Annotated in this window: 11 protein-coding genes; 2 read left to right on the forward strand and 9 right to left on the reverse strand. The window is 69.4% G+C overall.

What is annotated here, in order from left to right:
* The first annotated feature begins 64 nt into the window (after nt 1–64).
* Nucleotides 65–388, forward strand: coding sequence for a thioredoxin (gene trxA / locus CBOVI_RS10485; protein WP_010265761.1), 324 nt, complete (start codon nt 65–67; stop codon nt 386–388).
* A gap of 160 nt (nt 389–548) precedes the next feature.
* Entirely contained in the window at nt 549–1,658 is a 1,110-nt protein-coding gene (locus CBOVI_RS10490; RefSeq protein WP_125173721.1) for an N-acetylmuramoyl-L-alanine amidase, read from the forward strand.
* 33 nt (nt 1,659–1,691) lie between these two features.
* Here the strand turns inward: CBOVI_RS10490 and CBOVI_RS10495 are convergent, their stop codons facing one another.
* The 9 genes from CBOVI_RS10495 to rpmH form a co-directional block, all read right to left on the reverse strand.
* On the reverse strand, nt 1,692–2,954 hold the full coding sequence (locus tag CBOVI_RS10495) for a hypothetical protein (RefSeq protein ID WP_010265765.1): 1,263 nt from the start codon (nt 2,952–2,954) through the stop codon (nt 1,692–1,694).
* Between the two features lie 431 nt (nt 2,955–3,385).
* On the reverse strand, nt 3,386–4,702 hold the full coding sequence (locus CBOVI_RS10500) for a ParB/RepB/Spo0J family partition protein (RefSeq protein ID WP_029157730.1): 1,317 nt from the start codon (nt 4,700–4,702) through the stop codon (nt 3,386–3,388).
* Nucleotides 4,703–4,866: 164 nt separating this feature from the next.
* On the reverse strand, nt 4,867–5,805 hold the full coding sequence (locus tag CBOVI_RS10505; RefSeq protein WP_029157731.1) for a ParA family protein: 939 nt from the start codon (nt 5,803–5,805) through the stop codon (nt 4,867–4,869).
* Nucleotides 5,806–10,432: 4,627 nt separating this feature from the next.
* On the reverse strand, nt 10,433–11,077 hold the full coding sequence (rsmG, locus tag CBOVI_RS10510) for a 16S rRNA (guanine(527)-N(7))-methyltransferase RsmG (protein ID WP_029157732.1): 645 nt from the start codon (nt 11,075–11,077) through the stop codon (nt 10,433–10,435).
* Between the two features lie 76 nt (nt 11,078–11,153).
* The gene (locus CBOVI_RS10515; protein WP_157998190.1) at nt 11,154–11,300 is read right to left on the reverse strand and encodes a hypothetical protein; all 147 of its coding nucleotides are present in this window, start codon (nt 11,298–11,300) and stop codon (nt 11,154–11,156) included.
* Nucleotides 11,301–11,716: 416 nt separating this feature from the next.
* Nucleotides 11,717–12,970: a membrane protein insertase YidC gene (yidC, locus tag CBOVI_RS10520; protein WP_010265774.1), complete on the reverse strand. Its 1,254-nt coding sequence runs from the start codon at nt 12,968–12,970 to the stop codon at nt 11,717–11,719.
* 67 nt (nt 12,971–13,037) lie between these two features.
* Complete coding sequence (gene yidD, locus CBOVI_RS10525; protein ID WP_010265776.1) at nt 13,038–13,346, reverse strand: membrane protein insertion efficiency factor YidD; 309 nt, start codon at nt 13,344–13,346, stop codon at nt 13,038–13,040.
* Nucleotides 13,312–13,794, reverse strand: a complete 483-nt coding sequence (gene rnpA / locus CBOVI_RS10530; RefSeq protein ID WP_029157733.1) for a ribonuclease P protein component — start codon at nt 13,792–13,794, stop codon at nt 13,312–13,314. The genes yidD and rnpA overlap by 35 nt, the downstream gene beginning before the upstream one ends.
* A 51-nt stretch (nt 13,795–13,845) precedes the next feature.
* Nucleotides 13,846–13,989, reverse strand: a complete 144-nt coding sequence (rpmH, locus tag CBOVI_RS10535; RefSeq protein WP_010265781.1) for a 50S ribosomal protein L34 — start codon at nt 13,987–13,989, stop codon at nt 13,846–13,848.
* Nucleotides 13,990–15,567: the final 1,578 nt, after the last annotated feature.

A 15,567-nucleotide genomic window follows, 5' to 3' on the forward strand; every position in this document is an offset into this window, starting at 1 on the left:
CCGCCGGAGTAGGCTCAGCACACGTCCGTTCCACCACCGACCCCCACACACTGGAGGCTTCACCATGGCCAGCCCGGTCCACGTCACCCAGGACACCTTCCGGTCCACCGTCGTCGAGTCCGACGTCCCGGTCCTCGTCGATTTCTGGGCGGGATGGTGCCAGCCGTGTCTCCGCATGGACCCGGTTCTGGCACAGATTGCTGAAGAGTTCGACGGTCGTGCCACTGTGGCCAAGGTCAATGTGGACGAGCAGCGCCTGCTCGCGTCCATGTTCCAGGTGATGTCCATTCCGGCCCTGCTCATCTTCAAGGACGGCAAGAAGGTCGCGGAGCTCCACGGTGTTCAGCCCAAGGACGACTTGAGCGCTAAGCTGGACTCGCTGTGTTGACAACTGTCACACGAGTAACTGGAATTGCTCGTCGTGATCGTGGAGTCCAAGCCGCTGTCTGACTGGAGTGGAACGTATTTTGTACTACAACAACTCTTTCCAGGTGGGTGACCGGAGCCCCCGCATCGCGGAGGTCCGTGGGACACTCGCCCGCCTGGGCATGATCGAAGGATTCTCCGGGGACGCCACGGGTGCCGAGTCCCAGCGGTGGACCCAGGAGGACGAGTACTTCGACAAGGACCTGGCGAACGCCCTCCGCGCGTTCCAGCAGCAGCGGGGCATCATCGCGGACGGCCGGATCACGGAGACCGTCCTCCGGGCGCTCCGGGAGGCCTCGTACACGCTCGGCGCGCGGGTGCTCAGCCTGGAGGCGAACCAGTTCGTCGGTGACGACGTCGCCCAGCTCCAGGGCCAGCTCCACGACCTGGGGTTCTACACGTCCCGGGTCGACGGGCACTTCGGCGTCGCGACGCACCGGGCCCTGCAGAACTACCAGCGGGACTACGCCCTGACCCCGGACGGCATCTGCGGGCCGGAGACGCTCCGCGCGCTGTCCTACCTCGGGCGACGGATCACGGGCGGGTCCCCGCAGGCGATCCGCGAGACGGAGCAGATCCGCGCGGCCGGGCCGCAGCTGTCCGGCAAGCGCGTGGTCATCGACCCCGGCCTCGGCGACGGTGAACCGGGCCTCACCGTCCGTGGTCCGTACGGTCCCATCACGGAGGAGGAGATCCTCTGGGACCTCGCCTCGCGCCTCGAGGGGCGGATGATCGCCGCGGGCATGGAGACGATCATGTCCCGCCCGCGGTCGGGCAACCCGTCGTCCCAGGACCGGGCGTCGCTGGCGAACGCCTTCGGCGCGGACCTCATGATCTCCCTGCGGTGCGACTCCTACCCGAACGACCGCGCCAACGGGGTCGCGTCGTTCTACTTCGGGTCCGAGCACGGCTACTCCTCGATGACCGGCGAGAAGCTCAGCGGGTTCATCCAGCGCGAGGTCGCCGCCCGCACGCCCCTGCGCAACTGCTACAACCACGGCCGGACGTGGGACATTCTGCGGCTCACCCGCATGCCCACGGTGCAGTTCGTCACGGGGTACCTCTCCAACCCGTCCGACGTCGCGGTCCTCACCGACCCGCACCTCCGCGACACGATGGCCGAGGCCATCCTCGTCTCCGTCAAGCGCCTGTACCTCATGGACAAGGACACGCAGCCGACCGGCACGTACACCTTCACCGAGCTGCTCGCCCAGGAGGCCGCGCACTCCTGACGCCGCCCCGCCGGAGCGCGGAATGTCAGCAGGTCAGACGGGAATTCCTCCGCCGAGGACGGTCCGCAGCGGCTTCACCTCGTTGACGGCGGTGTGGTCGTCCTCGGCGAAGCGGGCGAACATCGAGTACCCCGCATCCAGTTCAATGCGGTACCGCGGGTACCGCGGGTGCGCCGCCACGACGCTGAACCCCTCCTGTTTGAGGATGTCCACGCTGAGGATCGGGGCCCGCAACAGGGGATCGCGGTCCGCGTCGGCGTGTCCACGCAGGTCAGGGAGTTCCCACCCGCGGTAGCCCTCGGGTACGTAACTCGCCCCGTCGAGCAGCGGGTCCCGCCACCGCTTGATGCCCGGGTAACGGCCGCGCGGTGGTCCATCGTCGGCGCCCTCTGGGCCTCCCTCCGAACCGCTGTCAGGCGAGCTCTCCGGGCCGCTCTGCGACCCACCGTGCGGCCGGCTCGGCTGCCCACCCTCAGGCCCGCCCTCCGGGCCCCGCTGCGGTCCGCTCTCCGGCCCGTCTCCGCTGCTGCGTGCGTGGCCTGGCCTCGTGGCCGCTTCCCCCCGGTCCGACGTTCCCTCGCCGGGGAGCCGCCCCGACCAGGTCCCCTCCGCTCCGGCACCGCTCATCCCGTCCTCGTCGCCGTCCGCGCCCCGGCCGCCACCGTTCGCCACGCCGCCGTCGCCGTTCGCCCCGTGGCCACTCGCTCCACCGGCACCACCGGCCCTCCCGCGGGACGGATCCTGCCCCTCCGGCCCCGCGGACCGCTGTCCGCCGTCCGCTGAGCCGTCCCCGTCGGAACCACCGGGGAAAAGGCTCCCTGCGTCCGGCTCGTTGCCGGCCACGATGTCGTCGTCGTTCCTGCCGAAGGCCTCAACGGCCTTGATTCCGCGGCGCGCCGCCGCGGTCATGACGGTGTCGATGAGCGTGTGCTCGAGGTAGAGGCCCATGTACGGCTCGTCGACCCAGACGTTCGCGATCAGCACCGCATCGGGCGAGGCCGGCGCCGTGGGCAGCGCGAGGTGTCCGGGCAGGTAGCGGGCCGGGGCGAAGGTCACGGTGGCGGCGGGCCGCTGTCCCGTCCCCGCGTCACCGGTCCCGACGTACGCCGTGTACCCGCAGATCCCCCACTGGAACAGCACGGACTGCAGCCAGAGTTCCTTGTCGAACTCGGGGTCGTCGCTCCGGCACGGTGTCCCCCCGTGATCGCAGGGCAGCTCCCAGAAGACGCTGCGCGCCGCCGCATGTTGGATCTCCGCCCCGTTGTCGTGCGTCAGCGCTCGAACTGTAATTTCCACTGACTACCCTTCCTGCGATCCCGTGCCCATCACACTGTAGTTCGCCGAGGTATCCCCCGGTCCCGAAATTCCGCTCCGGGGGGCTTCACATGTCTGATTTTCCCGGCTTCTCGACGTCACGCTTCCCCCCTCTCGCCCTCCCGACCCCCGCGACCGCGGTCCGGCACGACGCTCGTCCCCCCGAGCCTGCCGACCCGCCCCCGCCCGTCGTCACTGCCCGCCGGTCCCCGCTCTCGCCCCCCGAGGCCACGTCCCCACATCTCTGCGGAGGGTCCCGGCCCCACGGCGACGCCCCCACCCGTCGTCACTCGCTGCCGTTACCCGCCCCCGGCCTCGATGTTTCACGTGAAACATCCCCTCCACCGGCGCCCTGGGCCGGCACCAGCGCGGCCGGCCCCACCCGACCGCACCGCCCCCCGGTCCGAGTTCCGTCAGTCCTCGCTCCGGAACCTCAGCAGCTCGGTGATCCGCTCGAAGTCGTCGGCATCACCGAATTCCACGACGATCTTCCCCTTTCGCTTGCCCATCTGGACCGACACCTTGGTGTCGAGCACATCGGAGACGTCTGTGGCCCACGAGGTGAATCGCTCGGGAGGCTCGATAGACGACCGCTTCTTCCCGACCTTCTTCTCGTCACCGCGGTTCAGGAGCGTGACAGCCTCCTCGGTCGCGCGGACGCTGAGCCCCTCGGCCACGATGCGTCCGGCGAGCCGCTCCTGGGCCTCCGCGCCGACCTTCACCCCGAGCAGCGCCCGGGCGTGCCCGGCGCTGAGCACCCCGGCACCGACCCGCCGCTGAACCGAGACGGGCAGCTGCAGCAACCGGATCATGTTGGTGATGAGCGGCCGCGAGCGTCCCAGCCGGTCCGCGAGCTGCGCCTGCGTGACCCCGAACTCCTCGAGCAACTGCTGGTAGGCCGCCGCTTCCTCGAGCGGGTTGAGCTGCACGCGGTGGATGTTCTCCAGGAGCGCGTCCCGCAGCATGTCCTCGTCCTGGGTCTCGCGGACGATCGCAGGAATCGTCGTCAGCCCGGCCTCCCGTGACGCGCGCAGGCGGCGCTCACCCATGATGAGCTCGAACCGTTCGTCGCCCTCGCCTCCCGTGGGGGAGGGGAGTGGCCGCACCACGATCGGCTGAAGAAGCCCGAACTCCTTGATCGAGTGCACCAGCTCCCGCAGCGCGTCTTCGTCGAAGACCTCGCGCGGCTGCTTCGCGTTCGCCTGGATGCTGTCCAGGGGCAGCTCCCGGTACGTGGCCCCGAAGTCGTTCCCGGTTGTCTGCGCCTCGCCGCCCGTCGTGGCCTGTCGACTCCGGCCGCTCGTCGCATCGGCCCGGGTCGGTGTCGCCCCGCGCCCGGCTCCGGTCACCGCGTCGGTGCCCCGGCCCGTCCCGGGTGTCCCGTCGGTGCCCCGGGCGGTCGCGGCGTCCTCACGGTCGGCTGCCGAGGAGGGTGTCCGGGTTCGACGCCGCCCTCCCGCGGCCCCGGCCTCCGACGTCGTCGCCGACGCCTCTCCATCGCGGCGCGGCGTCGATTCCGCGGCCTCGGGACGCGCGTTATCGGCATTTTCGCGGCCGTTCCCGTCACCCCGCCGGCCCGCGTCCATTTCGTCACGGTGACGCGCGGGACCGAGGATGACGTCAGCCGCACTGTGACCCAGGGTCGGCTTCGAGGGGCCGGTGGGGATCAGGCTGGCGAGTCCCCGCCCGAGCCCGCCTCGCTGTGCACTGCCGCCCGCGGCCTTGGGCATAGCGGACGTCGCCGGCTTCCGGGCAGCCGTCGACTTCTTTACAGGTGTGCCACCGCCTGTCGAAGCATCTCCGCTGGTCATCGCACCCTTCTTCCTCGATCGTGTTACTTTAGACTGCGTGCCGTCCATCGATCTGTCGTCCTGACTATTGGATTCGTCCATTATCAGAGACTCCCGTTATGGAGGTCCGGGGCGATCCCGATCGGAGCTGTTTCATCTGAGGGCAGGAAGTCCCCACGTTCTGCGAATTCAACTGCTGCGTCAAAGTATGCGAGAGCCCCACGGGATCCGGAGTCGTACTGGAGGACGGTCTGGCCGTACCCCGGCGCCTCGGACACCTTCACGCTCCGGGGCACCTGATTCGTCAGGACCACAGACCCGAAGTGCTCCCGAACCTCCTCAGCGACCTGCTCCGAGAGCTTCGTCCGGGCGTCGTACATCGTGAGCAGAACGGCCGAAATGTGGAGGTTCGGGTTGAGGTGTTCACGGATCATCGAGATGTTGTTGAGCAGCTGGCCGACACCCTCGAGCGCGTAGTACTCACACTGGATCGGGATGAGGACTTCTGTCGCGGCATTCATGGCGTTGATCGTCAGGAGCCCGAGCGATGGGGGGCAGTCGACGAAGACGTAGTCGAAGCCTTCGGCTTCGAGAAGATTCGCGTTGACCGCGTCGTGGAGGCGGTACTCCCGCCGCACGACGCTGACCAGCTCGATCTCGGCTCCGGCGAGGTCGATGGTGGCGGGGATGCAGTAGACGTTTGGGTTGTCGGGGTTCTGCTGCATCGTCTCGTGGATGGACTTCTCACCCAGCAGGAGCTCGTAACTGGACGGCGTCCCCATGCGATGCTCGGCGCCGAGAGCCGTCGAAGCGTTTCCCTGCGGGTCGAGGTCGATGACCAGGACTTTCAGGCCGTGAAGGCCCAGCGCCCACGCAAGATTAACCGCCGTTGTGGTTTTGCCGACACCACCTTTTTGGTTGGCGATAGTGATTCGACGGGGCGCCGACGGCTTGGCGAGATGAAGCCCGTGAGGGTTCTGAATCTTCGCAGCCCGCTTCGCAGCGGCGGCGATCGGCGTGTCATCCCAGTCTTGAGGACGCATCATTCTTCCTTCTGTATGTCGGCGACGGAAAGAGGGCCAGATAGACACAAGCCGGACGAGCGGGAGAGCGCACACGACTCGGTGCTGTGGTTTTCACCTGCACAGAGAACACAGCTGAGAGACCGACAGATGGCGGCGCGATGTTTCACGTGGAACATCGCGCGAACTTCCCCCTACAGTAGTCGGTCGGTGTCGGCACAACAACGCCACCCCTGCGTCCTGTGGACAACGCGCTGAATGTCCACAGGGCGATGACCTGCTCATTTGCATGGCAGCACATGGACTGTCCAGCCGCCGGGGGCACCTGCGGACCCATTCCGGTGAACTTTCTAGGAGACGTCCGCGAGCACCGTCATCCGGACTTTCGCGACACGTGAACCGCGCGGGATCGCCCGGGAGGCTCCCGTGCTCCCGGCGACCCCATCACGTCGCCGTACCAACTGCATCCCGGCCAAATCGAAGGCGACCTGTCACAGTGTCGCTTCCTGTTGTCACCAGGAGTATCGGGTTCGCCCGAGCCATCGCCCAGAAAAAGGGTCGTTTTTGGCCTGCGGGAAGCACGATCCGTCGGGCGCTCACCGCGTCGTCCCCGGCAACACTGCTGCCACCGTCGACGCCTCCGCATGACCCGTCGATGCCGACACCTCCTTCCGGAATCCCTCGACCGGGTGCCCGGGAGGACTGAACCCTGCCGATCAGATTCCGTTGGTCGGCACACGTCTCTACGCACACGGACAACCAGTCGAGAGCCTCAGGAGTGGCTACGACACACGCCCTCAGGCGTCCCATCTCGTCCGGCGAAGGGTGGCGGATGCCTGCGCGCGGCACACGTTTCACGTGAAACATCGGTGCGTTCCGTCAGAGGTTCGCGAGCGACGGCGGATGCTCTGCCCGGGGGAGGGGAGCCGGGCAACGCCGATCCCGAGAGCAGGCCGATCCTCCCGCGGTCGAAGTCAACCGAGGCCCGTGCCGTCCACCGTGCGCCTTCACGGTCATTCAGACACCCTCGTCGTCTACGGCCCGACGATCTATCGGCCTCCACCGTCTCCACACCACGAGGAACGGAGTCCATTTCCCGGCGGGCGGTGGGGAGGGGAGGGCTAGGGCATCACCCAGGGAACGCCAGATGCTGCCAGTCGAGTAGATCCACCCCATCCCAGCTCCACACAGACGACCGGGCGGCGGTCTCGTGAGTCCGATGTTTCACGTGAAACCTGGGCAATTCGAGCACCCGTCTTGTGGCTGTCAAAAATCCCGCTGGGGGACACGTTCTCCTGAGACGCCGCTTTCGGCGGGACCCACCGCCCACCCCCCGGGGCGAGCACGGATAGCGATCCGATGTTTCACGTGAAACATCGAGCGCCGGCTCAGCCTGGCGTCCGTCGACCCCGTCGGTACAGGTACGCGACACCGCGCTCGCGACACTGCGTTGGCTAGTCCGCATTTCGCCCCCGTGGCCGCCGATCTGTGCCCGTCCGAGCCAGCCCCCGGGTGTGTTACCTCCCGCGAAGCCGCACTATCCCGCCAACGTCGCCCACGGCTCCGCTGGCGCGGCATGTGGGCAGGCCAACCACCTGTCGATTCGTCCGTGCGCTCTTCCTCGGGCGCACACCTGTTGGACGATCACGACGCTCGAGCCGAGCTCGGGAACGGGCGTTGACTAGCGGCCCGGCCCAGGGGAAGAGAATCGAGGCGCGATCCGTGGCGCGGCGGAGAAGAACGTCGAGACGAAGCTCGGGGCGGGGGAGGGGGGGCGACGAGCCCCGACACGTGCCAGGGGCAGCGAGCCGAACCGCAACCCGTGGCGCGGAGGAGAAGAACGTCGAGGCGAAGCTCAGGGGCGGGGAGGGGCAGGGATCCGCGACACGTGCCAGCGGAAGCGGATCGAATCCCTGCCCGCACCGGGGAGGACAGGAACGTCGAGACGAAGCTCGCGGCGGGGGAGGGGAGGGGCGACGAGTCCCGACACGTGCCAGCGGAAGCGAGTCGAGCCGCTGCCCTTGCCGGGGAGGAGTGCACAGTCGAGCACACACCCGCGGGGGAGGGAGACGGTCCCGACGGTGCACGCCGATGTTTCACGTGAAACATCGCACCCGCACGGCAAACCGCATCACTACGAACCTTCGTTGGACCGCGATACACAGCCCCAACGCACAGCCGGTCTTTCCCCCTTGGGCGTACGGATCGTCCTCGGGCCGCAACGTCGTCAGATCCGAATTGCGGTGTGGGGGCAGCCGGGCGAAGCCGGCGAAGGGGTGGCGGGGCCGAGAGGCGCGTGGGCCCGAGCGATTGATCACTGGATGGGACCGGGAGCGGGGGAGAGCCGGCCGGAATTCGGACTCGCGGTCGGTCTCGACAAGCGGCGGCCCGGGCGTGAAGTCCGATGTTTCACGTGAAACAACGCTCCCGACTGACGGACGAAGACGAAGCGTCAGCAGCACCGCCCCAAGTGGCAACGCCCGCTTGCGGGCATGAATAGCACCCGGTCTGACACGTCCCGACGGACAAGACCACAGAGGCGCGAAGCGCGGAGACCACAGCGGTACCAGAACCACGCCTGGCGGCAGAGGCTACTCAGCCGAGCCGTCAACCGGTGTCGGGGAGAGGGCACGGCCGAAGCTCGGAGCGACCACGCGGCGACGAACACGGTCACGCAGGCCGGGGCGGACGAGGTACCGAACTCGTGCATGCCGTAGCCACAGCCGACAGGCACAACCGGGTCGCCCACCGGGCGTCGTGTGTAAACCGGGTGCTGGACGGACGAACCACAGAACCCCCGAGGACCGATGTTTCACGTGAAACATCGGCCTACCCCAGGGACGTCAGGGGCGAAGATTCAACGTACGCCTCGGCTAGACGCCAACCACTAGATGCCACCGTTGAAATTACATGCATGCAATACCCGTCGAAGGGGCAAACGAATACCTCCAACGGACACAATGACGGTCGGAACCCACCGACACCGTCGTGCCTCGCCGTACCGGGACTGACAGGCCAGAAGCGGTAGCCAACTGAAGTTCACCGGAGCCTGGACGAAGGCCGCCGGCCGACCGGTCACAGCTCCCGCCCACACCAGGTAGCGCCGGAGAGCAACCCTCACGCCACCACGTCGCCCGCCAGGAGGATCAGGAGATCGCGTCGGAGGCGAGACGGCTCGGAGTCCCAGCGTACTGCGGAACCGCCCGGACCAAGGTCTGGAGGGTGTGGAGCGGTCAATCAGCAACCGGTGTCGGTCCCTGGGGGAGCGGAGCGGCGTTGTACCGGTGACGGCGCGCGACCCACGGAGTTACACAGTGGACGGGTGCTCGACAACCGGACCCGTCCCAAGCCGGACGACGCGAGCAAAAGGAAAGAGACCGTCCCAAGCCGGACGACGCGAGCAAAAGGAAAGAGACCGTCCCAAGCCGGATGACGCGAGCAAAGGGAAAGTACCCACCGGGCACTGCGTGGGAGTCCATTCAGCCGTTCGGGGACGATCACGCCGTTGCGAACGAACGAGCAGAAGCGGAGACACAGCGCGCACCTGCACCCGCAAGACGGTGCCACCTCCGGAGCGGATTGAGGCGAGCAGGAGCCGCGAGTCAGCGTGTCGTGGACAGGCGGAGTCATCTCCGCCGCGGCGATGGCGTGGTCACGTCGAACTCTGCGGGCCCGCCGGAGGGAAGGCCACGGAGAGGCCGCGCCAAGGCGGTGGCGAGGACCCACGTTTCACGTGAAACCACGCCCCGAACCTCCGAGGCTCACACCCCAGAACACGGACCACCGGGGGACGGGGAAGAGGGGAGGACAAACAATGAACGCGGATGAAGTCCCGGAGTTCGCCGCCACGGCCGCAGACGCTGAGCTCGATGCTTGTCCGGGGACACGTGACGACGGCACCCGGGAACAGGGTCCAGGAGTCCCCACCGGCAGGACCGAAGCGGGATCGCACGCGGACAGCGGCAACGTGCGGCTGGCCCCTGGACGCACGGGTGTCGACGCGGACGGCCCACGTGGGTGGTACGTCTGGCCGTCGTCGACCACGCGGCGCACCGCGCGGCCACCACGCCGGCGGTCCCTCCCGTGAACCATCCCACGTCCCCGTTCACCACCACCCAGCACCACGCGGAGCCCCCGGCCCAGCGATCCCTCACGTTAGCCGCCCCGCGTACCCGTTCACCACGGCGCGGCGCACCGCGCAGCCGCCGGCCCGACGTTCCCTCCCATGAGCCGGCCCGCGACCCGTTCACCACGGCGCGGCACGCCGCGCGGCCACCAGCCCGGCGGTCCCTCCCGTTAGACGCCTCGCGTACCCGTTCACCACGGCGCGGCACGCCGCGCGGCCACCAGGCCGACTTTCCCTCCCGTGGGGCGCCCCGACTACAACCACCGGCCCCGGGCCGCGCATGCACAATCAGACGCTCCCCGTACAGCACCCCGCACAGCCTCGTCCCCCCAGCGTTGCGCCTTGGTCGGCGGCCCGCCACGGACACATGTTTCCGGCCACCCCAGGACGGCTCGCCCCCGCCGCCCCCGGCCGCCCCCGCCGCCCCCGGCCGCCCCCGCCGCCCCCACGGCAATGTCACCCGCCGTCCGGAACGGCCCTCCGCTCGGACCGTCCACGCTCACCCGCCCGGGTGGGCCCGCGTCACTTGACCCGCGGAATCTCCACGACGTACGTCGGACTCTCAAGGACACCGAGACCGACCTCGTGGACGGTGGCGTCTCCACCCCGGGCCTTCTTGATGTCGTTGCGGTCCCGGGCGATCTCGTCCCGCACGGACGAGCCCTTCAGCGCGCGAAGGGAACCACCGACGCGGACGAGGGGGAGCGACCACTTCGCGAGCTTGCCCAGCGGCGCCACAGCGCGCGACGTCACGACATCCGCGCCGCCGATGGACGACACGACCGACTTCTCCTCGGCGCGACCGCGGACCACGCGCACGGGGAGGCCGAGATCTGCGACGACCTCCTCGAGGAACGTCGCGCGACGGAGGAGCGGCTCGACGAGCGTGACCGAAAGATCGGGGCGACAGATCGCGAGCGGGATGCCCGGAAGGCCCGCACCGGAGCCGACGTCGACGACCCGCGCCCCACGGGGAATGACCTCCTGCAGCACCGCGCTGTTGAGGATGTGGCGGTCCCACAGCCGCGGAACCTCGCGGGGGCCGATGAGCCCGCGCTCCGTGCCGGCGTCCGCGAGCCATTCCGCATAGCGCTCAGCGAGACGGAGATTGTCGCCGAAAACCTCGGCGGCGACGGTCGGGGCAGGGGACTCCGTCGAGGAGGCCAGCTCGTCACGACGCCGTGCGTCCGTCTCCGCCGAAGCCGTCCGCGGTACCGATGGGTCCTCTGTCACGTGCCACTCCTCAAGCGCCAGCCGACGACTGACTGTCCATGTTCAGTTCCGAGTTGATGGGAAACACCGACGCGGGCGGCCCCGGGGCCAGCTCGCTGCCGTTGACCGACGCGGTCAGGGTGAGCGCGCGGCGCGGGGAACGGAACCGATGTTCCACGTGAAACATCCTAGTGCCGCGGCCCCACGGGACAGAATGCGTGGCCGGGCGGGGAGGCCTGCGCACCGCCGCCCGGCGCCACAGGCGGGGAGGGGAGGGGCCATGGTGGATGTCCGAACGTGTCCGGCGGAGGGAGGACCACGCCGCCCGGCGCCCGTCGTCGCCCCACGCCACGCCACCAGAGCCGCTCGGCGCCCGTCGCTCAACGCCAGCAGAGCCGCCCGCCGCCCGGTGCCACGCCAGCAGAGCCGCCCGGCGCCCGGTGCCACACCACCAGAGCCGCCCGCCAGCCGCACCCACGCCCCCAACGCCCCCGACACAGAGAAGCGCCCCGGGTCCAGAGGACCCGGGGCGGTCTGTCTCGGCTCCCGCGTCAGCCACCTCCACGGAGGACGGCCGGCGTCGGAGGCACGGGGTCAGCGCTTCTTCTTCCCCCGCTTCCGGCCTCCCTTGCGGTTGCTGTTGGCCGGCTTGACCCCGGGGCGGGGAGCGGTGGACGGGGAGGCGTCGGCACCGTCATCCGCGGAGGCGGTGGCACCGGCTGCGGTGGCCGACCCGTCGGAGAGGGCGTCGTCGTCCCCCTGGGCGGACACGGCGGAGGACCCGCCGGCGGGCGTGGACCCGGCCGCCGTCGACCCGGCGGGGGTGGAGGTGCCGGCGCCGGCGGACGCGTCCGAGGTCCCGGAGGCCTTGGCGGCGCCCCGGCCCTTCTTCGGGTTCGCGGGCTTGACGCCGGGCTTCGGCGCGGTGGTGCGCTTAGCCTCGAGCTTGGCCTGGCGCTCCTCCTCCTCTTCGCGGTCCATCTTCCGGAACACGAGGATGTTCTGCACGAGGGTCCAGGCGTTGTTCGTGAACATGTACACGGCGAGGCCGACCTGCCAGAGGAAACCACCGGAGAGGTACATCACCGGCATGACCCAGAGCATGAGCTTCTGCATCGTCTCCATCTGCGAGGCCATCTGCTGGGCCTGCGCGCTCTGCGCCTTCTTCGGCTGCTGGGCGCGCTTGCGGGCGGAGCGGTCGAGGCTCATCCGCGCGGAGAAGTGCATCATCACGGCCGAGATGACCATGAGCGGCACGACGACGGCGATGATGTTCCCGCGCGTGAAGTCGGAGAGGATGCCTTCGGGGGAGAACGCCGGGTAGGCGTCCTGGCTCATGCCGATGCTGCCGGACAGCGGTGCGCCGAAGAGGCGGGCGTCGAGGAAGGACTGGACCTCGTCGACACCGAAGACGTAGTTCGGGGTGTTCCGGGTCTCCTGGACGGACATCCCAATCTCACCCATGTGCGTACCGGTGCGGTTGAAGGAACGGAGCACGTGGAACAGACCGAGGAAGATCGGCATCTGCACGACGATGGGGAGGCAGCTCGCCAGCGGGTTGACGCCCGCCTCCTTGCGGAGCTTCTGCATCTCGAGGCCGAGTTCCTGCCGCTGGTCCTTGCCGTACTTCGCCTGCAGCGCCTGCAGCTTCGGCTGCAGCTCCTGCATTTTGCGGGCGCTGCGCATCTGGTTGATCGTCGGCTTGAGCAGGAGGACACGCAGCGTGACGACGAGCAGGATGATGGCCAGAGCCCAGGTCACCCCACTGTCCGGGGCCAGGACGAAGCTCAGCGCCTTGTGCCAGAACCACAGCACCGCCGAGATCGGGTAATAGATGAAGTTGAGCACGTCTCCGGGTCTCTCCTTGAGGTCGAGGATGGGATCGAGGGTGGGACGAGGACCGTCAGTCAGCCAGTCAGTCAGGGGGTCGACGGCGACCCCGGCGGGGCCACCGCATCCGCCGCGGCCAGCGCGCCGGAACCGGGTCCCAGCCTCCTGGGTGCCACGGACCGCACTTCGCCAGGCGCGCAGCGGTGAGGATCAGCCCCACGACAACACCGTGCCGCTCGAGGGCGGTGAGGGCGTAACTGCTGCACGTCGGCTCAAACCGACACGTCGGACCCATTTTAAGGGGCGAGAGGTACAACTGGTAACCACGAACGGCGCCACGGGCGAGTCGCCCGGGGCCGTCAACGAAGCGCAGCCCGGAGCGCCGTGCGGACATCCCGCTCCAGCTCCTCACTGTCAGCCGTCGCGCTCGCCGGGAGCGCCCGGAGGACGACGGTCGTCTCCGCGGTCAGGCGCCGGTCGCCGTCCGGCGACCGGAGCACCTCGGCGGCGATGTGGCGGAGTTTCCGGGACACCGCGTGCCGGGTGACGGCGTTGCCGACGGCCTTCGAGACGATGAGCCCCCAGCGCGGCCCGCCGGTCGTGACGACGCACCGCGGCGCGGTGTCGCCCGCGGCGCGCGCGGCACCGGGTTGCGCGGAACCAGGATTCGCACCACCGGCACCCGCGGCACCAGCGCCACCGCCACACGCATCGCGCGCGACCGGTGGAACACCCCCCGAATACACGTACACCACCACCGTGCGACTGCCTTTCTTCCGACCGCGTCTCACGGTCCTCGCGAAATCGGCGGAGGACCGGAGGCGGTGCTGAGGCGGAAGCACGGTGGTGGTGTCACCGGTCCGGGGACCGGTGGGCGTCGGCCGGCGAGGGGCCTACGCGGTGAGGGACTTGCGTCCCTTGCTCCGGCGGGCGGACACGATGGCGCGGCCGGACCGGGTACGCATCCGGGTCCGGAAGCCGTGCAGACGCGCGCGGCGACGATTGTTGGGCTGGAAAGTCCGCTTGCCCTTGGCCACGGTACTCACTCCTTCAGTCAGACCACGGTGGAGAAGCCGCCCTGCCACGCTCCTCCGCGGAGCGCACCGGCAACCGACGACCGTGGCGGTGGTCGATGGTGTTCCCGAGCTGCTGTCGGAGGCCCGGCGGGCCTCCTCGGCGCTCGTCACCTGCCCTGGGTCGCAACGGTGCGACGCTGGTCAGGCAGTGAAGACATCAGGCCGCCGATGCGCCGTGGGCCGGTCCAGTGGAACTGCGGACCGACCCGAGTGCCGGACCGTGGCCCGTGCACGCTGGCGGCATCCGGAGGCGGGTGATGCCGTAGACGGCACCCAGAGTACGTGGTGAACGGCGGCTCATCAAAATTCACACGCATAACACCGGTGGAATTTTCACGGCTCTCCGGCCCCACCCGTCGCCGCGGGGTGGTCGTCGAGCAACAGCGCTGGTCCCGCGGCCGCTCACGCCGCCGGTCCCGCCGCCGGTCCCGCGGCACCCCACCGCGCGGGCCCCGGACCGCCGCCGGGTGTCGTCGCGGGAGCTGCCGGGCCCCGCCGCCGGGTGCCGTCGCGGGACCTGACCGGGAGCTGCCGGCACCGTCGCCGCGGGTCACCGGGGTGGGGGTCGACGGCTCTCCTCCCCCCGCCGCCTCCGCCGCCCGGAGAACACATCCGGCGTCCGGACGCAAGGCCGTCACACCCTGTCGACGGATCTCCACAGGTCGGAACGCCGGAGACGGTGCACAAACGGGTCAGCCTGTGGACAACTTGTGCACCCCCAAAGTCTCAAGCTCTACTTAAACCTTCATCCTTGCAGGTCACGCACCGTAAGGGTCCGGATTTCGAGTTGTCCACAGGTCCGCTGTAGGCTGTTGACAACCTGGGGACAAAAGTTATCCACAGGTGTGTGGAAATCTGTGGAAAGGCAGGCCACCGGACCTAACGGTGTGTGAACAAGACGTGCAATTCGTGAGGACAACTCGTCATCCACAGCGGACGGCGCGTGTCGCGCCGGTCCGCCGGCGGCGGGTGTACCGTGCACTGAAGCTCACACCCCGCCCGACACCATGTCGGCCATCGGCCCCCGCCCGGTCCGACCGCCCGATAAGCTGGAAAGACACCCCAGCGGACGGCGGACGCCGGTCGTCGACCGGTGACACGGACCGGACGGCCGGGGTCCGTGCCGGCCGAGGTCGGAACCGGTTCACCGGCCCCCGTCCCCGTGACGACCGCGGACCCGGTCCCGTCCACCCCCCGGTCGGCGGCCCCGTGACCACCTCGGCGCCCGGCCGGCGACGACCACGCACCGCACGGACGGCGGTGGCGTCGTCACCGGTCACCCCGACCACCACCGGCCGTCCACCGGGCACCCCGGCTGGACGAACGTCCACCCCGTGACCGAAGCTGGATGACCCGCCGGTGACGGCCGACCTCGACCGGCACCACCCGACCGGGCACCCCGCCCACCATCCGCCCCCCACCCGACCGACGCCCCCACAGACCCGACGCCCCCGACACCCCCGCCAGCCCCCGACGCCCGACCGAGACCCGCGCCACGTTCCCGGGGCCACCCGCCCCGGCGAACCGGAAAGGACACCG

The sequence above is a fragment of the Corynebacterium bovis DSM 20582 = CIP 54.80 genome (assembly GCF_030408615.1).
Taxonomy (GTDB): Bacteria; Actinomycetota; Actinomycetes; order Mycobacteriales; family Mycobacteriaceae; genus Corynebacterium; species Corynebacterium bovis.

Bases quoted from the DNA above. Each gene is read 5' to 3' on its own strand.
- CBOVI_RS10490 (WP_125173721.1), top strand. From the start codon at position 549: ATGATCGAAGGATTCTCCGGGGACGCCACGGGTGCCGAGTCCCAGCGG.
- yidD (WP_010265776.1), bottom strand. From the start codon at position 13,346: ATGTCCGCACGGCGCTCCGGGCTGCGCTTCGTTGACGGCCCCGGGCGA.
- trxA (WP_010265761.1), top strand. From the start codon at position 65: ATGGCCAGCCCGGTCCACGTCACCCAGGACACCTTCCGGTCCACCGTC.
- CBOVI_RS10505 (WP_029157731.1), bottom strand. From the start codon at position 5,805: ATGCGTCCTCAAGACTGGGATGACACGCCGATCGCCGCCGCTGCGAAG.
- CBOVI_RS10500 (WP_029157730.1), bottom strand. From the start codon at position 4,702: ATGCCCAAGGCCGCGGGCGGCAGTGCACAGCGAGGCGGGCTCGGGCGG.